Annotated in this window: 17 protein-coding genes, 2 tRNA genes and 1 pseudogene; 1 reads left to right on the top strand and 19 read right to left on the bottom strand. The window is 43.4% G+C overall.

Translation table 11 applies throughout. The annotated features are described in order from the left end of the window. Nucleotides 1-52: 52 nt before the first annotated feature. The 16 genes and pseudogenes from ACWPVL_RS07665 to parE form a co-directional block, all read right to left on the bottom strand. Nucleotides 53-220: a hypothetical protein gene (locus ACWPVL_RS07665; protein ID WP_303408354.1), complete on the bottom strand. Its 168-nt coding sequence runs from the start codon at nt 218-220 to the stop codon at nt 53-55. A gap of 407 nt (nt 221-627) precedes the next feature. Further along, nucleotides 628-1,753: pseudogene (locus ACWPVL_RS07660) on the bottom strand (replication initiator protein A). Further along, nucleotides 1,753-1,935, bottom strand: coding sequence for a hypothetical protein (locus ACWPVL_RS07655; protein WP_454388035.1), 183 nt, complete (start codon nt 1,933-1,935; stop codon nt 1,753-1,755). Before ACWPVL_RS07655 ends, ACWPVL_RS07660 begins: the two are co-directional and overlap by 1 nt. 38 nt (nt 1,936-1,973) lie before the next feature. Further along, complete coding sequence (locus ACWPVL_RS07650; RefSeq protein ID WP_454388033.1) at nt 1,974-2,639, bottom strand: DUF2786 domain-containing protein; 666 nt, start codon at nt 2,637-2,639, stop codon at nt 1,974-1,976. Nucleotide 2,640: 1 nt separating this feature from the next. Further along, the gene (locus tag ACWPVL_RS07645) at nt 2,641-3,102 is read right to left on the bottom strand and encodes a hypothetical protein (protein ID WP_454388031.1); all 462 of its coding nucleotides are present in this window, start codon (nt 3,100-3,102) and stop codon (nt 2,641-2,643) included. 13 nt (nt 3,103-3,115) lie between these two features. Next, complete coding sequence (locus ACWPVL_RS07640) at nt 3,116-3,484, bottom strand: hypothetical protein (protein WP_454388029.1); 369 nt, start codon at nt 3,482-3,484, stop codon at nt 3,116-3,118. A gap of 345 nt (nt 3,485-3,829) precedes the next feature. Then, on the bottom strand, nt 3,830-4,195 hold the full coding sequence (locus tag ACWPVL_RS07635; protein WP_454388027.1) for a hypothetical protein: 366 nt from the start codon (nt 4,193-4,195) through the stop codon (nt 3,830-3,832). A gap of 4 nt (nt 4,196-4,199) precedes the next feature. Then, nucleotides 4,200-4,937 (bottom strand): matrixin family metalloprotease, encoded by a 738-nt coding sequence (locus ACWPVL_RS07630; protein WP_454388025.1) that lies wholly within the window; start codon nt 4,935-4,937, stop codon nt 4,200-4,202. A gap of 151 nt (nt 4,938-5,088) precedes the next feature. Continuing rightward, on the bottom strand, nt 5,089-6,291 hold the full coding sequence (gene rpsA / locus ACWPVL_RS07625) for a 30S ribosomal protein S1 (RefSeq protein ID WP_454388023.1): 1,203 nt from the start codon (nt 6,289-6,291) through the stop codon (nt 5,089-5,091). A gap of 162 nt (nt 6,292-6,453) precedes the next feature. Then, nucleotides 6,454-6,525: transfer RNA gene (locus ACWPVL_RS07620), tRNA-Gln, on the bottom strand. A gap of 9 nt (nt 6,526-6,534) precedes the next feature. Then, nucleotides 6,535-6,615 (bottom strand) — tRNA-Tyr (locus ACWPVL_RS07615). A gap of 50 nt (nt 6,616-6,665) precedes the next feature. Next, the gene (locus ACWPVL_RS07610; RefSeq protein WP_125371053.1) at nt 6,666-6,896 is read right to left on the bottom strand and encodes a DUF2969 domain-containing protein; all 231 of its coding nucleotides are present in this window, start codon (nt 6,894-6,896) and stop codon (nt 6,666-6,668) included. Between the two features lie 93 nt (nt 6,897-6,989). Continuing rightward, a complete protein-coding gene (locus ACWPVL_RS07605; RefSeq protein ID WP_454388021.1) occupies nt 6,990-8,093 on the bottom strand; it encodes a branched-chain amino acid aminotransferase in 1,104 nt (367 codons plus the stop codon). 62 nt (nt 8,094-8,155) lie between these two features. After that, nucleotides 8,156-10,606: a DNA topoisomerase IV subunit A gene (gene parC, locus ACWPVL_RS07600; protein ID WP_454388019.1), complete on the bottom strand. Its 2,451-nt coding sequence runs from the start codon at nt 10,604-10,606 to the stop codon at nt 8,156-8,158. Between the two features lie 785 nt (nt 10,607-11,391). Further along, a complete protein-coding gene (locus ACWPVL_RS07595; protein ID WP_454388017.1) occupies nt 11,392-12,204 on the bottom strand; it encodes an aminoglycoside 6-adenylyltransferase in 813 nt (270 codons plus the stop codon). Nucleotides 12,205-12,497: 293 nt separating this feature from the next. Next, the gene (gene parE, locus ACWPVL_RS07590) at nt 12,498-14,441 is read right to left on the bottom strand and encodes a DNA topoisomerase IV subunit B (RefSeq protein WP_454388015.1); all 1,944 of its coding nucleotides are present in this window, start codon (nt 14,439-14,441) and stop codon (nt 12,498-12,500) included. Between the two features lie 382 nt (nt 14,442-14,823). Here parE and plsY point away from each other — a divergent pair, with 382 nt between their 5' ends. Then, nucleotides 14,824-15,468, top strand: a complete 645-nt coding sequence (gene plsY / locus ACWPVL_RS07585) for a glycerol-3-phosphate 1-O-acyltransferase PlsY (protein WP_454388013.1) — start codon at nt 14,824-14,826, stop codon at nt 15,466-15,468. 180 nt (nt 15,469-15,648) lie between these two features. Here plsY and nt5e read toward each other — a convergent pair whose 3' ends face one another. The 3 genes from nt5e to ACWPVL_RS07570 all read right to left on the bottom strand — a co-directional run bounded on the left by nt5e (nt 15,649) and on the right by ACWPVL_RS07570 (nt 19,945). Continuing rightward, nucleotides 15,649-17,907: a cell surface ecto-5'-nucleotidase Nt5e gene (gene nt5e / locus ACWPVL_RS07580; RefSeq protein WP_454388011.1), complete on the bottom strand. Its 2,259-nt coding sequence runs from the start codon at nt 17,905-17,907 to the stop codon at nt 15,649-15,651. A 292-nt stretch (nt 17,908-18,199) separates the two neighbouring features. Continuing rightward, the gene (locus ACWPVL_RS07575; protein WP_454388009.1) at nt 18,200-19,468 is read right to left on the bottom strand and encodes a dihydroorotase; all 1,269 of its coding nucleotides are present in this window, start codon (nt 19,466-19,468) and stop codon (nt 18,200-18,202) included. Nucleotides 19,469-19,480: 12 nt separating this feature from the next. Continuing rightward, a complete protein-coding gene (locus tag ACWPVL_RS07570; protein ID WP_005589656.1) occupies nt 19,481-19,945 on the bottom strand; it encodes an NUDIX hydrolase in 465 nt (154 codons plus the stop codon). Between the last annotated feature and the right edge of the window lie 5 nt (nt 19,946-19,950).

Here is a 19,950-nt window from a genome sequence, read left to right as displayed (position 1 = left end):
AAAACGGTGGAGTCGCTTAATTCTCTCTTGATGATTAAACAATCCCATAAAATCAACTCTCTTTCTGTTGCCATGATGAGAAAATTTGGCTGAGTTTCTCAGCTCTTTCTTTTTTCGGTAAATCAAAAACAGCTTTAGGAATCATGTAGATTTTCTCCTTCGGGCTACGACCTATCGTTAGCACTTTGCCATCAATTGGTCTAAATTCATCTTTTAACATGTTTCAACTCCCTTAGACAATTCTGATAAATAGCTATTGAGTTTCGTCTCCATAAATTTCCTGATCAGCTAAGAGGCAGTTTAACGACTTGCTGAGGTCGATAACTAAAGCTAACTATCGGCTTAATAATTTTTCCAAAATTACAAATAACAGCAACAAGAATAGAAAAGTTAGAATAAAGCAATCAAAGCGCTCGAACCTCTCTTGATTTTTATCTTTTCTTGCCTTCTCCTCTTCAGCAGCGTTTTTTACATTGTCTCTTTCCAGTATGTTCCTGCTTTTCATATCAAATGCCCCTTACGATTTTTTCGGTAAATCAAAAACATCTTTAGGAACCATGTAGATTTTCTCCTTCGGGCTACGACCTATCGTTAGCACTTTACCATCAATTGGTCTAAATTCATCTTTTAACATGTTTCAACTCCCTTAGACAACTCTGATAAATAGCTATTGAGTTTCGTCTCCGAAAGTTTATCTGGATAATAGTATGCAATCAGACTAGGACACTCACCAGGGAATTTTCTAGCATACTCACTTAGTCCTGATACCTTTATAAAGCCCTGTTCTTTTTCGATAAGTAGAGCCATTTTCCAAAAACGCATCATCATTTTGTAGAAGTAGGCTAGGACATTCTAGATTGGTTTGCCTTCAGCCTCTCCTGTTTTGATTTTGAAAATCAATTTATCAAGCTCACGCTCAAGATCCTGTAGCCAAACCTCTCCACAAATTTCCTGATCAGCTAAGAGGTTGTTGTAATTTTTCTCAACTTGGCGTTTCGATTGATAGATTTTATTTTCAAGAATTTTTGCATCTTTTCCAAACAAACTGAGTTTCTGAACTAGTTGAGGAGAAAGAAAACCATGTTGCCCCATTTTAAATGCTTCAGAAATTGATAAACCAGATAAAGATGACTCGCCCTCGTATCGATTAGTATCGTATGAGGACTCTGTCTGACTCCTCTCTGTATTTATTCCGTCCGTTTTATGGACGTTTTGAAGTCCATTTTGCGGACGTCCGTTTTTGATACTTTCGCTATTATCAAGGCTTTGGGGGTACTTTTTCATAGAGAACTTTACCAAAAGCATTAACCCTCTTCAGTAACTCACCATCAGATGAATAGTGCTCCACTATTTCTAAATTAGCATCGACTAGCTGAAGATAAAGTCTATTCGGCTTATTGAGTCCCTGCCTAACTTCTCGTAAGAGACCATGTTCTTGTAGTTCTTTCTTGATTTTAGTAACCTTCATCTTTCCCTTATCCAATAGCAGCATCAGGTCAGAAACTGTAAAAATTAGAAAGACCGCTCCATTTTCATCAACGTAATCTCTATTTCCCTTCTGGAATGAACTGATACTTAATTTACAGCGATTATAAAGAGCGCCATAAGCTAACTTAGCATCAGATGAAAGACCCGTGTAAGAACTAGTCAATTTGACATAGCCGTTCTCATTGTGTTGAATACGGGTGAAAAAGATTTCTGGAATTTGATAAAAAGTTAGAGTGGCTAGTTGGTCAATCGTGATATCTGCCATTAGTAGCCTCCTACAACTTGTAATCTCAAGCCACCAGCTTCAGGAAAATAGACAAGATGAGTTTGTTCTAACTCTTCAATAGCTGCAATAGCACGGCTTCTAGTCCATCCCATTGTATTCATCAAATCAAAAATCATTATGTCTCTAGTCAATCTTGAGGCATTGGTTTGGTGTTGTTTCATATGTAATCCTTTCTTTATGAGGGGAAGCTGCTTTATAATTAGAGTAATTCTTCCAATAATAACCTTGTTTCTTTTGCGTGTTCAAGACCAACAATATAGGCCTCATAATCAACATCAACTTTGACGTTAATGGTTTTACTTTCTAAATTTCCCATTCGACGACGTTGCTCTTCCAAGACTTCTGCTGGAACCTGTACCATCAAGGAAAACTCTTCCGATGATTGAGATTGCTCTTTGAAACGTTGGTCAAGACCTTTTAAAAATCCAAGCAAATAAGACTTTTTATAATTTGTCCAATGCGCTCTAGGAATGGTAGGACGAAGCCGGTTTAATCTATACTTTAAATATAAGATTGCCCCTTCATACACCTTACTACAAAGTTCAGCATCAGAATGATAACCGAAGAAGGTTATCTGAGTGATCCCCTCTTTTCGTTTCCGCTCCCAAATCGTTCGACACCTGAAATTTGGCCCTAAAATAGACGCTAATTTCTCTTGCCACCAAGGAAGCCTATATTCCCATGTACCTAATGTCTCACCTATATTATTTTGAGGTTTAGCAGCTGCAAGGTCTCTCATAGATAGATTGTGCTTGACCATTAGCTTTTGAGCCATAAGAAGAGCAGTCTGCCCTTCCTCATCATTTGGGGCATCATAAGATAACTCTAAAAGATTTTGTATTTTATCAATAATTTTATTATCCATATCAATCCTCAGACCTATACTTTCTAGGCAGGCAGCTGGCGTAATGGCCCGATTCATTCACCGCAGCATTGTGAAAAATCATGTTATTAGCAATAATCTCTTGCCATTTAGGGATTTCATCACGATAAATACGATCAAGTCCATAAAATTTTCTTGCAATGAATCGAACTGCTCCAATGTGATCGCCTAAACCAACTACACACAACACATCATGTTCTATATCATAGACCCAGTGGCTTTTTAGATTTGCCAATGTCTCCCAAGCAAATTCTGTATCTCTTTCAAGAAAGTCATGACCTGGTCTATAGTAAACTTTCGTCTGATAAGGTTCATCATTAAATCCATAAAAACAATGACTACACAGTGTCCTATTTTTATCCATCCACCAGCAAGTACCACAAATATCATCAAGGCATGGCGTAGTCCAAGTACAACCACACCTCCTACAAATACCAGTTTCCATTTCTTGTCCCTTCCTACACATAACTCATCAATTCAGGATTAAACTCTAGAGTCAACCACAAGGCTTCATCCTGAGTCAATTGACTAGATTGACCCCAAGTTCTATCTCTTGCTGTTCTGGAGTGCGGATAAGTGCCATGTTTATTTCTAGGCTTTAGTTGATGGATGACATCATCTTTCGTAACCTCCCAGATAACACTAGAAGGTTTATAATAATAGCTATTTCCAAGCCAAACTCTATCAAGGTTATCGTATGGAGATACGTTCACATCAGAATTTTCTTCAGGGATACAATCTACTATATCTTCGCACTTATCAAGATCTATAACATCAAAAATTTCTAACGTATCAATATCCATAACAATTTCAATATTATCTGACATTTTTTCTCCTTTCTTTAATTTTTGCAACGAAAAAAGAGAGCGATTTTCTCACTCTCTCAAGTTATATGATATTTAATTTTTTACTTTCCCAAAACTCTAGACACTTAGTTTGCTTTTTTTAAATATTTTTTAGAATCTCACTTTTTTAGTAAGGATTTAGTACTGTTGTAAGCTTGTCCACACGAAATTTTTTGCTTAAAAATATGTATAAGGAAATATCAGAGAGTACAAGACCTTCTACAAACTTCTTGGAAAGCATGCGCTGAACTCGCTATGAAAGACTTACTCCCTCTCGAGTAAGTCTCTTCATGTCAAAAGTTTTTTCTTCTATAAATTGCTTGCAGTTTACAGAAAACTAGCTATAACTTCTTGATTTTGCATAACCAAGTAAATACCCAGCAAAATAATCAAAACAAAAAGACTTAGTTTTATCATCCCTTTGACAAAACGAACAATCCATAGAATAATCATGGAACCAATCAGCCACATAATGGCTGAATGCTGGAAAAATCCTTGAACTGTCTCAACATTCTCGCCAAAGAAGGCCTGAATCGGGGCTGGAACATGACTTTCCCAAGCTGCAGTCATGCCTAGCTGGTTAGCAATATCGCTGCCGCTTTTCCACAGCCAAGCAAAAATGCCTGAGTTAAAAAGAAAAAGGAAAACTTGCTCTGGGAGGCGTCTAATAATATTAAAAATCGATTTTAGCATACCTTTATGATTGATACAAGTCTTTTACAGCCTGGATATCTATCGGCTGAATACTATAAAATGAGCCTGCCGACTGCATCACTGATTCCTCTTCATTATGGTCTAATCCGATAGCATGGCCCAATTCGTGCTCTGCTGTATTGACAATCCGCTCATGAGAATAACCATAGCGTCTGTCCAGCAAGTAGTAACTATTAAGACGAACAGTCATATGGGTAAATCGTTTGGTGAGGAGATTGGTTTGCGACTCTGCCTCACCAGCTGCACTGACATTGCCGTCATTCATCTCCGTCGCAACAATATCCGCCTTGTCTTTGTCACTAATTATTTGAAAGGTGAAAGCTCCTGTCTGGTTCCAGGAATTAATGGCCTCCTGATAGGCTGAACGAAAAGTTTCATTAGCGGTATCGATATACACAGTAGCACTAGCTTGCGCCCAACGAGCTCCCGTCCCTGTATGCTCATCTGTCAGCTGATGGGACTGCATTCCCTCACTAGTCTGAAGGCCAGTGGAAAGTCCTTGATGCGTTAAGAATTGATCCACTCGAGTAACAGTAGTTCGAAGAGCCTGCGATAATCCCTCTGCCCCCGTCTCTGTCGAAGTAGTAAAATAAAAAACACCTACAAGAACAAGGAAACTGAGTGCCACAGACCAAATAAGCCCCCAGATGAGCCGCCAAACCAAGCGAACTATGAATCTAATAGAATTGAAAATAAACTTCACGGCAGCCTCCTTTCTCATAGAATGCACGAGAGATTTAGTCTAGCATCTTTCGCTTAAATAAAACTGAATGTGCATAAAGAGCAAGTATCGTAATAAATGACTCGAATGCAAACTCCCACTTGAAAAGACCAAAAAAGAAGCTGAGAAACTCAGCCTCTTCTTAAGTAAATTACAATTCGATGTCACCGAAAAGATCAGCCATTGAGAAACCAGTTTGAGTTTCTGGAAGCTCGAAGTCACGTTTTTCTTGACGACGCGGACGACGCGGACGAGATTGACGTTTTTCTTCTTTTTGACCTTCTTCTTGAGCTGGACGCTCTTCGAGAGCCTTGATAGAAAGTGATACACGCTCAGCAGCTGCATTCACTTCAAGAACTTTAACAGTTACTTCTTGACCAACTTTAAGAGCATCTTTTGGATTTTCAACACGTTTGTGTGAAATTTGTGAGATGTGAACAAGTCCGTCGATACCTGGCAATACTTCAACGAAAGCACCGAAGTCAGTTAAACGTTTTACTGTACCTTCAACTACATCGCCAGCAGCAAGTTTTTGTTCAACACCGTCCCATGGTCCAGGAGTTGTAGCTTTAAGTGAAAGTGACACGCGGCCTTCTTCTTCGTTCAAATCAAGAACTTTCACTTCGATTTCTTCACCAACTGAAACAACAGATTTTGGTGAAACGTTGCGTTCGTGAGAAAGTTCAGTCAAGTGAACCAAACCATCAACACCACCAAGGTCAATGAAAGCACCGAAGCTTGTGATGCGCGCAACTTTACCCGTCACAACATCACCAACATTTAATTTACCAAATACTTCTGCACGCGCTGCTGCAGCTTCTGCTTCTACAACTTCACGACGTGAAAGGATGAAGCGGTTTTCTTTTGGATCTACTTCTTTGATCTTAGCATCAAATTCTTGGCCTACAAAACGTTCAGTGTTGCGAACGAAACGAGCATCGAGCATTGAAGCTGGAATAAATCCACGAAGTCCTTCAAACTCAACAGAAAGTCCACCTTTAACAGCACGAGTGCCCTTAACAGTAACAACTTCTTCTTCACGACCAACCAATTTGTCCCATGCTTTGCGAGCTTCTAAACGTTTTTTAGATACTAGGTAAGTAACTGTGTCTGTATCTTTACCTACTACTTGACGAAGAACAAGCAATTCAAGTGTGTCACCTGGTTTCACAAAGTCATTGATGTCAGCATCACGATCATTTGTCAACTCACGCAGAGTCAAAACCCCTTCAACACCAGTACCAGCAATGGCAACATTAGCTTGGTTAGCATCCACTGTCAATACTTCAGCAGTAACGACATCACCTGGCTCGACTTGGCTAACACTGTTTAGCAAATCTTCAAATTCATTCATCTAAAAAAATCCTCCAACAATCAAGTGTACTACTTGACATACTTATAATTATTTTCCTAAGCACCCGCAAACGACATTGATTTATCTTTACCGTTTTCCACCCTATAAAGAAATAAAATATCCGACGATATTTTATCCTTTATCTGATATATTACCTAAGAACTGGGGTAGCTGGATTCGAACCAACGCATGAGGGAGTCAAAGTCCCTTGCCTTACCGCTTGGCTATACCCCAATGATGAAATGGAGAGAGAGGGATTCGAACCCCCGAACCCGAAGGAGCGGATTTACAGTCCGCCGCGTTTAGCCTCTTCGCTATCTCTCCGACAATCAACGATATCAATTATATCATTAATCTAATAAAAGCGCAAGCCCTTATTTTCCTAAATTGTAGGTTTCAATCAAAGTTTCCACCGCTTTTTCAAGCTTTTTATATAAACTTTCAACATTTCCATTCTTGACAATAGCAAATTGACCGTCAAACTCGGCAATCTCGCCAATGACTTTTTTCCCAATAGAAAGGGTGTAGCCATCAAATTGATCAGCGCCAAGTGTCACCTTACTATCCGCAATCTGAATCTCAATTTTTTTATCTTTTTTACTCATTCTTTTACCTCTTTCAAGTCTCTATTTTACACAAAAATAGTAAAGCTGGCAAGTGATTTCCTCAATAAAAAGAGCCTCAAAAGGCTCTTTAAGTTATTCATCTACTTTTACAATCCAACCTTCTGGGGCTTCCACATCACCAAATTGGATACCAGTCAGCTCATCGTAGAGTCTGCGAGTCACTGGCCCAACTTCTGTCTCGCTATAGAATACATGGAAATCATCGCCATGCTGGATACCTCCAATTGGTGAGATAACTGCTGCCGTACCACAAGCTCCTGCTTCGACAAAGCGATCTAAGTTGTCAATCGGAACATCACCTTCAATTGGCGTCAAGCCCAAGCGGTGTTCTGCCAAGTAAAGCAAAGAATATTTGGTAATGGACGGCAGAATGGACGGGCTAAGCGGAGTCACAAATTCATTATTTGCTGTAATTCCAAAGAAGTTGGCTGATCCGACTTCTTCAATCTTGGTATGAGTTGACGGATCTAGGTAGATAACGTCAGAGAAGTTGCGAGACTTAGCTATCTTACCTGGTAGAAGACTAGCTGCGTAGTTACCACCCACCTTGGCCGCACCTGTACCATGTGGAGCTGCACGGTCATATTCGTCTTGGATCAAGAAGTTGGTTGGAACCAAACCACCCTTGAAGTAGTTTCCAACTGGCATAGCAAAAATCGTAAAAATATACTCCTCTGCTGGTTTTACACCGATGATATCTCCGATACCAATCAAAAGGGGACGAAGGTAAAGAGTTCCCCCTGTTCCATATGGCGGTACATAGTCTTCATTGGCGCGGACAACAGCCTTACACGCTTCCACAAACATTTCAGTTGAAACTTGTGGCATCAATAGACGATCGCATGTGCGTTGCAGGCGCTTAGCATTCTCATCTGGACGGAAAAGCTGAACACTGCCGTCCTTGGTACGATAAGCCTTTAGACCTTCGAAAGCCTGCTGACCATAGTGAAGGCTTGGTGAAGACTCAGAAATATGCAGGGTCGCATCTTCTGTCAGCTGTCCTTCCTCCCACTGGCCATTCCGATAATAAGCGATATAGCGATAGGGCAATTTCATATATGAAAAGCCAAGATTTTCCCAATCAAGATTCACTGTCATAGTCTTTTTCCTCTTTTCCTTATCTTTCAATTTATAGATACTCCCTATTGTACACCTTTTTCTGAAAAATTCAATCATTATTTTCAATTTTCTGAAAATTTATTTTTTAAAAAACCAGTTCGTGTGAACTGGCTTGTTGATTACTTGATATAAGCTGAGAAGACTTCTTCGTCTGAAATAGTATCAGAGATGAAGCTGCCATTACTGGTTCGCTCAGACAGGCTAAGATCGGCCAGATTGATTTCATAGACCGTTCCCTTATTAGAAAGGACTTGCAAAATCTGCTCTTCACTGGCTTCAGCTTCTGTTGTAAAGAGGTCAAAGTCCACTGCTTCGTCATAGACTGGACCAGCTATGAAGACACGATGTGGCTTGGTCTTAAGCTCTCTCAGAACTTGAAGACCGCGATTTGCCCGACTGGTAACAGGAATATCTGCGACTGCCATACGCTTGAGCGAACCGCGCTGAGTCAGGATGTAAAGCGAGTCTGTGTTGGCGATAAAGGCTGCCGCTAGGACATCGTCTTTCTTGAGGTTGATGGCTTTAACCCCAGCCGCCTTAGCTCCGATTACAGGAACTTCCTCAATATTGAATCGAAGGGCGTAGCCATTCCTAGTCACGAGCATAACATCATCCAGCTTAATCGGCGCCAGAGCAATGACCTGGTCGTCTTCATTTTTCAGCTTGGCAAACTTAAGCGACTTGGACTTGTAGGTCCGCCAAGGACTGAACTCCTTGCGCTCTACACGCTTGATTTGGCCCAGCTTGGTCGCTGCAAAGTAGGTCCCCTCCTCAAAGTTATCCAGCAACTCTGCATAGATAACCTCTTCTTTGGTATCAAAGTTGCTGATGGTCTGGCTAAGGTGTTCTCCGATTTCTTTCCAGCGGATGTCTGACAGCTCATGAACAGGCCGGTAAATAACATTTCCAAGACTTGTAAAGATCAGCAAGTGCTGGGTCGTCTTGGCCTGGCTAACAAAAATCAGTCGGTCATCGTCACGCTTGCCCATCTCCTCTAGGGTTGAAGCAGAGAAAGAACGCGGACTGGTCCGCTTGATATAACCAGCACGAGTCACGCTGACATAGGTCTCTTCCTCCACAATGAGACTAGCTATATCAATCTCAATGGCATTTGCCGTATCCTGCAGCTCACTGAGGCGCGGATTGCCAAACTTCTTCTTGACATCGCGGAGCTCTCGCTTCATAAGATTATACATGGTGCGCTCATCACCGATAATGGCAGCCAGCATGGCAATCTTCTCGCGCAGCTCTGCTTCTTCCTCTTCCAAAACCACAACGTCTGTATTGGTCAAACGGTAGAGTTGGAGAGTGACGATAGCCTCAGCTTGCTCCTCAGTGAAATCATAGCTAACTTTAAGATTTTCCTTGGCGTCTGCTTTGTTTTCAGAAGCACGAATCAGGGCAATCACCTCGTCCAAGATGGAAAGCACCCGAATCAGTCCTTCCACGATATGCAGTCGTTTCTCAGCCTTAGCCTTGTCAAAACGGCTGCGAGCCAGAATAATCTCCTTGCGGTGGGCAATATAACTTGTCAGGATTGGTACAATCCCCACCAAACGTGGCGTGAAATTGTCAATCGCCACCATGTTGAAGTTGTAATTGACTTGCAAATCAGTGTACTTGAAAAGGTAGTTGAGAATCAGCTCGGTATTGGCGTCTTTCTTGAGCTCGATGGCAATGCGAAGACCGTCCCGGTCAGACTCATCCCGCACCTCCGCAATGCCAGCAACCTTGTTGTTGACCCGCACATCGTCAATCTTCTTGACCAAGACCGCCTTATTAATCTCGTAAGGAATCTCAGTGATAACGATTTGCTCTTTTCCGCCCTTTAGTTTTTCAATCTCCGTTCTGGAGCGCACCACGACGCGACCTTTGCCAGTCTCATAGGCTTTCTTGATCTCGTCACGGCCTTGAACAATAGCTCCTGTCGGAAAATCTGGGCCAGGCAGAAACTCCATGAGTTTGTCCACCTTGGCAGACGGATGGTCAATCATATAAATAACCGCATCAATGACTTCGGCTAGATTATGAGGCGGAATATCAGTCGCATAACCAGCGGAAATCCCAGTTGCTCCATTGACCAAGAGGTTAGGAAAGGCTGCCGGCAAAACAGTCGGCTCCTTCTCGGTATCGTCAAAGTTCCAAGCAAAAGGAACAGTATCTTTCTCGATATCCTGCAAAAGATAGCCAGCCATCTCAGACAGCCGCGCCTCAGTATAACGCATAGCCGCCGGTGGATCACCGTCCATGGAACCATTGTTCCCGTGCATCTCGACGAGAATCTCGCGGTTTTTCCAGTCCTGAGACATGCGGACCATGGCATCATAGATGGAGCTGTCACCATGAGGGTGGAAATTACCCATGATGTTCCCGACTGACTTGGCTGACTTGCGGTAGCCCTTGTCAAAGGTGTTGCCGTCCTTATTCATGGAATAAAGAATACGGCGCTGAACAGGCTTCAAGCCATCTCGAATGTCTGGCAGAGCCCGCTCTTGAATGATGTATTTGGAGTAGCGACCAAAGCGTTCTCCCATGATGTCCTCAAGGGACATGTTTTGAATGTTACTCATATAGGATACAGAGCCCGTAAAATACAAAGTGAAAATAGGAAATTCTTGCAGTGAGCAATGCTCACAAGAGAATGTATCTTTTTCACACAGTATTTAGGGCTTGTTCAACTCCTTTCAAAGAATGTAGAGTAGATTTTTATATTAAAATTGGTACTTAAGAAAAATATTTTTAGATACTATTTAAGTCATTTACAAACACTTATTTAGATTAACCAAAAGCAACTATTCCCTATGGATTGTTCTTTCTTCTTTGAAGCATGTACAAATATAGACAAGGTAAATAAGAAATTATAGCAGTCGATATCAGCAAGATATCAAATACAAACTTTTGCCCTCGAAATAGCTCCTCCCAATGCATTGTATTAAGATAATGAAAAATTAAACCGAATAAATAACAGATACTTATAGGGAAGACTCGCCACTTGATTGATTTGTATAAATAATATATGCGTATTGAGTGATAAAGCGTGGAAGAAATAAGCATAGGTAAACCAAAATCAATTAGAAAAAAATAAAACCTTAAAGCATCATCAAACATATCTGTCCGATCTATGGAAAATAACCAAATATTCCATATAGTGATAATTACAGGAAAAAATAAACCATAAAATCTTTTGCCAAGTTTGTTATTTTGTAAGGCAATATATATTGATAAGATTATGGACACAATCTGAAGAAATGGGAATAACATAGAAAATATTCCAAACATAAAATCCAACATACTATTTCACCTCAATAGCTATTATAAACTAAAGCATTTGTTCATCTTGTAAGTGTATCTGAAACTATTTCAACCTCTCCTCAGCATACTCCATCATCTTCTCTGCAGTTTCTTTGTCATAGTGGAAGCCGGTTTTGAGAGAGAAGGCTTGGGCTTCTTTGTGGAAAAAGTCCATGGTAGCAAAGAGAGACTTAGTAATTTTTTTCTGGTCAGAAAAGTCAAGCAAGGCTGTAAATTCCTTTTCTTTCTCAGAAGGAAAATACTGAAAGAGGTATTTGTAGTTCTTACCAACATCGACCGTTCCCTTATCTACTGCTACTTGCCAAGCTAACAGCTTGAGCAATTCCTGCTGGCAGATGCCATAGAGATGATCCGTCGCATAGATGAGTTGCTTGCGACAAATGCCCTTAACTACATAAGCTGAGACCCACCAGAATTCATTGCAGGATTTGTCAAAGTCAATCGCACTGGCTGGTGCCGTCCAATAGCGCTTGGGGGTCGGTGCATAAGGGGCAAAGAGCCCCTGCGGGTCATCCAGCACCGTGAAATCCGCTTCGCTATCTACCCACTCTTTGATGTGCTCTTTGGGGCAGAGGGTCAAATCGATCCGATTGCCATCTTCAAAGAGCATGAGATAGAGGTGGCGATGGTCTAGTATATTATGCTGCTCGATGATGCGCTTGCCAAATTCTTCCAACCAAGCAAGGTCAGCCAACAGGCCATCCAAATCCTCCACAATGTAGACTACATCATAGTCTTGGAACTCGTCCTTGGGAGCATTTGGATTTGTTCGCGAACCGGACATAGCGACAGCGTCAACCTGTAGCACTTTTGCGGTTTGCAAAATCACATCAAACATTTCGGTTTCAGTTCTCATGGGAATACCTGCCTTTTAGTTGAAACTCTTGATTCTGTAGAGGACATGTCTACAAAGGGGACTGTCAGCTAGAACTTTTTCATTATCAAATTCTTTGACAAATTCCATGCCTAGCTTCTGCATGACTTTTTTGCGAAGGGAGATTGAGTAAGGATGTAAAAGAAAACAATTTTTCACTTTGATAAAGGGCGTAAATAACTGGACAATCTTTCATATTTGCAGGTCTGATCATCATTTTCTACCCTTTCCAAATCTGATAGGCTTATAATCTAGCAAATCTCAATAACTAGGTATCAAAACACTCCACTCTCCTCAAGCGTAAACTTGACATTATCCTCAATCCACTTGCGGCGTGGTTCGACCTTGTCGCCCATGAGGACGTTGACGCGGCGTTCGGCGCGGGCCAGGTCTTCGATGGTAACACGGATGAGGGTGCGGGTTTCGGGATTCATGGTGGTCTCCCAGAGCTGATCGGCGTTCATTTCACCGAGCCCCTTGTAGCGCTGAAGCATGGCACCCTTGCCAAACTTGCGACGCAGGTCGTCCAGCTCACCATCGGTCCAGGCATACTCGACAACTTCGCTCTTGCCCTTGCCCTTGGACATCTTGTAGAGAGGCGGCAGGGCGATATAAACGCGACCAGCCTCGACCAGCGGGCGCATATAGCGATAGAAAAAGGTCAGCAGCAAGGTCTGAATATGGGCACCATCGGTGTCCGCATCGGTCATGATGATGATCTTGTCATAGTTGGCATCCTCAAGGGTAAAGTCTGACCCAACACCCGCTCCAATCGTGTAGATCATGGTGTTGATTTCTTCGTTCTTGAGAATGTCGGCCATCTTAGCCTTGGCAGTATTGATAACCTTACCGCGTAGGGGCAGGATGGCTTGGAACTTACGGTCACGGCCTTGCTTGGCAGAGCCACCGGCAGAGTCTCCCTCGACCAGATAGAGTTCGTTCTTGGCTGGGTTCTTGGACTGGGCTGGGGTTAGCTTACCAGAGAGCGAGCCCTTGTCTTTTTTATTTTTCTTGCCATTGCGGCTTTCGTCACGCGCCTTGCGGGCTGCTTCTCTGGCATCTCTAGCCTTGATAGCCTTGCGGATGAGGTTGGACGCCAGCTCGCCATTTTCCAAGAGGAAGAAAGTCAGCTTGTCAGAGACGATAGAGTCCACGGCAGGACGAGCCAAAGGGCTGCCCAGCTTATCCTTGGTCTGGCCTTCAAACTGGAGGTGTTCTTCTGGTACGAGGATGGACAGAACTGCTGCCAACCCTTCGCGATAGTCCGAGCCTTCCAGATTCTTGTCCTTTTCCTTGAGCAGGCCTGTCTTTCTGGCATAGTCGTTCATAGCCTTGGTAATAGCGGTCTTGAGCCCCGTCTCGTGGGTCCCACCATCCTTGGTGCGGACATTATTGACAAAGGACAGGATATTGTCTGAGTAGCCGTCGTTGTACTGGAGGGCCACCTGAACTTGGAAGCCACTCTCCTCGCCCTCGAAATAGAGGACAGGAGTCAGGGTTTCCTTGTCTTCATTGAGATAGCTGACAAAGTCTTCAACCCCGTTCTCATAGTGGAACTCTACTTCTTCGCCAGTCCGCGCATCAGTCAGCGACAGACGGACATTCTTGAGCAGGAAGGCAGATTCCTTAAGCCGCTCCGCAATGGTGTTGTACTTAAAGTCCGTCGTTGAAAAAATCGCATCGTCCGGCATGAAGGTCACTTTGGTCCCAGACTTGGACTTGAGTGTAGTGCCGATTTTCTTGAGCGTAGTGACTGGTTTTCCGCCATTTTCAAAGCGCTGCTTGTAGACAGTCCCATCGCGTGTGATTTCCACTTCCAGCCAGCTAGATAGGGCATTGACAACAGAGGACCCTACACCGTGGAGACCGCCCGAGGTCTTATATCCCCCTTGACCGAACTTACCACCAGCGTGAAGAACGGTGAAGATGACCTCAACCGTGGGAATGCCCATAGCGTGCATCCCAGTCGGCATCCCGCGTCCGTGGTCTGCGACAGTCAAACTGCCGTCCTTGTTTATCGTGACCTCGATTCGGTCACCGAAGCCTGACAGGGCTTCATCAACAGCATTGTCCACAATCTCCCAGACCAGATGGTGGAGTCCCGCTCCGTCGGTCGATCCGATATACATCCCTGGACGTTTACGGACCGCATCCAACCCTTCTAATACCTGAATGGCATCGTCATTATAATTGTTAATATTGATTTCCTTTTTTGCCACAAGGAACCTCCTGCATGATAGTCATCCTCATTATCTTACAGTTTTTTGGTAAATTTTGCAAAGTTTTTTCTAAAAAATGAGAGTGAGACAGAAATCGGTCATTCGTTAGAATTCGATTGCGTCGTCCCACCTCCGCACAGTTGAGTAGGACTGTAAAAGCTGATGAAATCAGCGTAGTAGAGCCCACTCAACCACTGCGTCTTGCTCGACAATCCAAAGACAATTGAGAGGCTAGGACCTTTGTCCCAGCCTCGATAGAATCTGGATTTCAAATGATTTTGGAGAAAGGCAAGCTAGCCACAAGCGTCAGACTAGACAATTCTCTAAAAATATTCTTATCATAGTTCTTTGTCCAAGTTCCAAATCATGGTATAATAAAATCATGATGAACACGATACTTGGATTATTACTAGCATATTTACTGGGCTCCATTCCAACAGGTTTGTGGATTGGACAGATTTTCTTTAAAAAGAACCTCCGAGAATACGGCAGTGGCAATACTGGCACGACCAATACTTTCCGAATCTTGGGAAAGACGGCCGGCAGCGCCACTTTTGTCATTGACTTTTTCAAAGGGACACTGGCAACCCTGCTGCCGCTTTTCCTGCATATTGAAGGGATTTCACCACTGATTTTTGGCCTCTTGGCTGTGATTGGTCATACCTATCCAATCTTTGCAGGATTTAAGGGAGGCAAAGCTGTTGCGACCAGTGCTGGAGCTGTTCTAGGCTTCTCACCCGCTTTCTTTGTCTACCTGATAGTTGTCTTTGTGACGACTCTCTATCTGGGAAGTATGATTTCTCTAGCCAGCGTGGTTTCTGCAATCGTGGCCATCCTGTCCGCCCTAATTTTCCCTGCTTTAGGCTTTCTTTTACCTAGCTATGATTTCCTTTTTACCCTGATTATCATTCTCTTAGCAGCTATTATCATCCTTCGTCATCGGGACAATATCCAGCGGATTCGAAATAAAACTGAAAACTTAATCCCTTGGGGCATTAACCTAACCAAACAAAATCCAAAAAAATGAGAGTGGGACAGAAATCGGTCATTCGTTAGAATTCGATTTTGTCGTCCCACCTCCGCACAGTTGAGTAGGGCTGAAAAAGCTGATAAAATCAGCCTAGTAGAGCCCACTCAACCACTGCGTCTTGCTCGACAATCCAAAGACAATTGAGAGGCTAGGACTTTTGTCCCAGCCTCATTTTTTTTAATCTTTTTGAGTTTTTTTCAGGCCTGTTACGCCTAGGGTTCCCAGAACCAGTCCGAAGAGAGAAAGAAGGATAGGATTCTTGCTTCCTGTTTTCGGAAGAGTTCCTTGTTTGCTTGCTACTTCTGTCGGAAGAACCTGTGCTGGAGCTTGATAAGTTGCCTTATTTGCTGCCGGCTGAGCTGTATTTGGCTTCTCAACAGAAGGTTGTTCTTGTGGTTTTGTCTCTGGCACAACTGGATGATTAGGTTGGCTAGGAACTACTGGATTGCTTGGTGTTGTTGGAACTGTTGGATTAGTTGGGGTGGTAGGATTTGCTGGGTTAGTCGAATTGGTTGGGTTTGCTGGATTGCTTTGTCCAGGCTTAGAAGCAGCATCTTTTGGATCAGTACCCTGCTGGATTTCCTCGATATCTGTGTAACCATCTCCATCTGTATCCTTGCTAGCAGATATAGAAATCGTGCGAGAATTTGGATTGATTGCTGCATAGGCTGTCAAATCTGCACTTTCCAGATATTCTGCAAAGGCCACGTCCATAGATGGACCTTCCTCACGCGCACCACCCAGCATGGTATAACCATCACCACCAGCTGCTAGGAAGTCATTGGTTGTCAGGTAATAGGTCTTAGCCAAGTCAAGAGCTTCATAAGCACCTGTTTCTTTGTTTTTGATTTCAATGCGAAGGATCCGTTTCTCTGCTGGCAGAGTTGTGTCATAGTAAACTTTAGCACCAGAAACTTGCAAGAAACCGCCGCTTGGCTCTAGCAATGGTTGGCCGTTTTCATCCAAGACAGGTTTTCCATCTTTTTCTTGCAGGATTGAGCCTAAAGATTTGGCAAACATATCTGCGATATTCTGACCTGTTACCTTAATTTGAGAAATGGTATTTCCAAAAGGCAATACAGCGATGACACTTCCCTTTGTGATTGGCTTGTCTTTGGCAATGGTTTCCCGTAGGCCGCCACCGTTGGTCACAGCCAAGTCTGTTTTGTTGGCAAAGCCTGTTTGGCCGTATTTGTAAAGGGCATCGGCTACCACATTCCCCAGATTGGTTTCTCGAACGCGGACATTTTCACGGTCACCGTTAAGCTCAACAGGGCTATTGGCCACGATTACCTTGGCATTTTCTGCATCGTATTTTTCCTTGATCTTCTTGACCATTTCTGCTACAACTGGATCTGGACTAGCTTTTTTAGCTGTTGCAGCTGGAATTTGCTGAGGATTGCCCAGAAGTTGGTTGGCCTTGAAAGTAACTTTACCGATATTGTGCAAATAGCTACCAGTCTGGTTATAGGTCACATTTTCACCGTAAGTAGTGGACTCTACTGTGTGAGAATGGCCGTCAATCACTGTAACACGCTTGCCCTTTAGCTTAGCATTTTTAGAAAGGGCTTCAGCCAAGGTAGAACCGCGCCATTCAACTGGTGTCGTAGTATCCACACCCAAGTGAGCCAGAACGACATAGTTTTTGTAAGTCTTACCTTCAGCTGCTGCACGTGCTTCAACTTCGTCAATCACCCGATTAACCTCTGTGATTGGATCCGCAAAAGTCACACCTTGAATATTTTTCGGGTGCGTTTTTGTAGCTGTCTCAGGAGTGGTCACCCCGATCACGACAAATTCATCACCTTCTACATTCTTATCCTTGTCCACAATAGTTGATGCTTGGAACACACGGGCATTGTTAGCATAGGTATTAGCACTGAGAAGTGGGAAATTGAGGATTTCTTTGTATTTTTTAGCCTCATCCAAGCCAAAGTCAAATTCATGGTTTCCGACCGCCATAGCATCATAGCCGATTTCATTGAGGATCTTCGCGCGTTCTTCCCCTTTGGAGCTGTTAGAAATTGGCAGACCTTGAAAAGCATCTCCTGCATCTACAACCAGTGTTTGAGGATTTTTCGCACGTTCTTCCTTGATAACCGTTGCAAGTTTGGCATCTCCGATAACACCTTTTTCTTCGACGATACGACCGTGCACATCGTTTGTATGAAGAATGGTAGCTTCAGGCAAGCTTGCGTCAGACGCTCCTGATACATCTTGAGCATTAGCTGCGATGGCCGCATTTACGCTAGCTTCATCGGCAGAAACTCCACCTGCTTGTGCCAAATCCGTGTCAGCTGGTTTTGGAGCTGAGTCACTCACATTTGCTACAGCAGTTGCTGGCTGAACCTCATCCGCAGCAACTTGATGGTCCAAAAAGGCAGGTGCCAACAGAACCGTGGACAAAACAGGTAAAATAAGATGCTTCTTTTTCATAAATAAAAGCTCCAGTCTATGTTTTTTCTACTATTATACTGTTTTTATTGTAAAAAGGGAATGCTATTTCAGGTTAATCTTACTTCTGATAAAAAAGAGGCTGGGACAAAAGTCCTAGCCTCTCAATTGTCTTTGGATTGTCGAGCAAGACGCAGTGGTTGAGTGGGCTCTACTACGCTGATTTCATCAGCTTTTACAGCCCTACTCAACTGTGCGAAGGTGGGACGACGAAATCGAATTCTAACGAATTACCAATTTCTGTCCCACTCTCTGATTTTATATGAATGTCTGCTTATGCTTGGAAGACAATTTCTCCATCGCAGATGGTATATTTGACTTGGCCTTTCAGCTCTTCGCCAACAAAAGGTGAATTGACTGCCTTGGAGGCAAAATGATCGGAGACCAGACGGTCAGCTTTAGGATCAAAAATAGTGATGTCAGCTGGGCCTTCTTCGGCTAGAAAACCAGCATTAAAATCATAGAGACTAGCTGGATTGACTGTCATTTTCTCCAAAAGTTCCATCAAGCTCAGATGACCAGCCTCAACCAAGTAGGTCAGCCCCAGAGAAAGCGAGGTCTCAAGACCAGTCATACCAGACGGCGCCTTGGTAATATCCGCCACATTTTTCTCGTCGGCATGGTGAGGTGCATGGTCCGTCGCAATGACAGAAATGACACCAGATTTCAGCCCTTCGATAACGGCCAGACGGTCCGATTCTAAGCGCAGAGGCGGATTCATCTTAGCATTGCTGCCCTTGGTCAATAGCAATGCTTCTGTCTTAGAGAAGTGCTGAGGTGCTGCTTCAGCGGTGACTTGAGCACCTAGCTTCTGAGCAAACTCGACAACCTTAACACTTTCTGCCTTGGACAAATGCTGGATATGCACATGAGCCTTGGCATCATAAGCAATCATGATATCGCGGGCAATCATACTGTATTCTGCCACACCTGTCGCGCCGCAGATATGAAAATGCTCTTTGGCGATATGCTCATTGAAACCGAGTATGCCGTTGAGATTGGGATCTTCCTCGTGCAAGCTGATAAAAGTATCGTTTTTACGTGCTTCGATCAGGGCTTGGCGGACAATGCCAGCATTGGTCAGCGGAATACCATCATCAGAAAAACCTACTGCACCGGCTGCCAAGAGACCTTGAAAATCTGTCAGATGCTGTCCATCAAAATTCTCTGTAATTGTTGCAACCGACTTGATATGGATATTTTCACGACTGGCTGACTCCAGCACTTCCTGCAGGGTTTCAACCGTAGAGATGGTCGGATTGGTATTGGCCATCATAACAACCGTTGTGAAGCCGCCCGCTGCTGCTGCCAAGGCTCCCGTGTGAATGTCTTCTTTATGAGTCTGGCCCGGCTCCCGGAAGTGAACGTGAATGTCGACCAGACCGGGGGCAACGACCAAACCACTAGCATCTAGGACTTGGGCATCGGCCGCTTCCAGATTTTGGCCAATTTTGACAATTTTCTTGCCCTCCACCAGCACATCGCACACTTGATCCAGACCAGACTTAGGATCCATTACACGGCCATTCTTGATTAGTAGCATCTTCTATCTCCTTTATTCGTAAAAATCGACCTGCGTGTCGAGCAGTTTATCACCATCATAAACAAATTTAGCTGAAAAGAAGGGCTTATCCTCCAGTAGCCACTCAACAAAGGTATGATCCCCTTCCCAAGTTGGTTTAGATAAAACCTGATCGTAAGGCACCCATTCCAGCGTCCCTTCATTGCAATCAATCAACTCTCCTTCAAACTCAGTCACCTTAAAGACATAGGTGTACCAGTCCAAGTCGGGAGTGAATTCTGGAAAAGTAATAATACCTTTTAGGACCGGCTTGGCCTTTAGTCCTGTTTCCTCTAGAATCTCTCGTGCCGCGCATTCCTGCGGGGTTTCTCCTCGCTCTAACTTACCACCGACACCAATCCACTTCCCAGCATGAACATCATTGGGCTTTTTGTTGCGGTGCAGCATGAGAAACTCACGCCCATTATCAATATAACAAATCGTTGCTAACTGAACCATACTAC

Source organism: Streptococcus sp. Marseille-Q8145 (assembly GCF_965112035.1).
The sequence above is the reverse complement of the archived record's forward strand: the minus strand, read 5'-3'. Positions and strand labels throughout refer to the sequence as shown.

What these genes read in the sequence shown, in the direction of transcription:
- ACWPVL_RS07650 (WP_454388033.1), bottom strand. Translation starts at nt 2,639, where the DNA reads ATGGATAATAAAATTATTGATAAAATACAAAATCTTTTAGAGTTATCT.
- ACWPVL_RS07645 (WP_454388031.1), bottom strand. Translation starts at nt 3,102, where the DNA reads ATGGAAACTGGTATTTGTAGGAGGTGTGGTTGTACTTGGACTACGCCA.
- plsY (WP_454388013.1), top strand. Translation starts at nt 14,824, where the DNA reads ATGATGAACACGATACTTGGATTATTACTAGCATATTTACTGGGCTCC.
- ACWPVL_RS07665 (WP_303408354.1), bottom strand. Translation starts at nt 220, where the DNA reads ATGTTAAAAGATGAATTTAGACCAATTGATGGCAAAGTGCTAACGATA.
- nt5e (WP_454388011.1), bottom strand. Translation starts at nt 17,907, where the DNA reads ATGAAAAAGAAGCATCTTATTTTACCTGTTTTGTCCACGGTTCTGTTG.
- ACWPVL_RS07595 (WP_454388017.1), bottom strand. Translation starts at nt 12,204, where the DNA reads ATGAGAACTGAAACCGAAATGTTTGATGTGATTTTGCAAACCGCAAAA.
- parC (WP_454388019.1), bottom strand. Translation starts at nt 10,606, where the DNA reads ATGAGTAACATTCAAAACATGTCCCTTGAGGACATCATGGGAGAACGC.
- ACWPVL_RS07570 (WP_005589656.1), bottom strand. Translation starts at nt 19,945, where the DNA reads ATGGTTCAGTTAGCAACGATTTGTTATATTGATAATGGGCGTGAGTTT.
- ACWPVL_RS07640 (WP_454388029.1), bottom strand. Translation starts at nt 3,484, where the DNA reads ATGTCAGATAATATTGAAATTGTTATGGATATTGATACGTTAGAAATT.
- ACWPVL_RS07655 (WP_454388035.1), bottom strand. Translation starts at nt 1,935, where the DNA reads ATGAAACAACACCAAACCAATGCCTCAAGATTGACTAGAGACATAATG.
- ACWPVL_RS07605 (WP_454388021.1), bottom strand. Translation starts at nt 8,093, where the DNA reads ATGATTGAATTTTTCAGAAAAAGGTGTACAATAGGGAGTATCTATAAA.
- ACWPVL_RS07635 (WP_454388027.1), bottom strand. Translation starts at nt 4,195, where the DNA reads ATGCTAAAATCGATTTTTAATATTATTAGACGCCTCCCAGAGCAAGTT.
- rpsA (WP_454388023.1), bottom strand. Translation starts at nt 6,291, where the DNA reads ATGAATGAATTTGAAGATTTGCTAAACAGTGTTAGCCAAGTCGAGCCA.
- ACWPVL_RS07630 (WP_454388025.1), bottom strand. Translation starts at nt 4,937, where the DNA reads ATGAGAAAGGAGGCTGCCGTGAAGTTTATTTTCAATTCTATTAGATTC.
- ACWPVL_RS07610 (WP_125371053.1), bottom strand. Translation starts at nt 6,896, where the DNA reads ATGAGTAAAAAAGATAAAAAAATTGAGATTCAGATTGCGGATAGTAAG.
- ACWPVL_RS07575 (WP_454388009.1), bottom strand. Translation starts at nt 19,468, where the DNA reads ATGCTACTAATCAAGAATGGCCGTGTAATGGATCCTAAGTCTGGTCTG.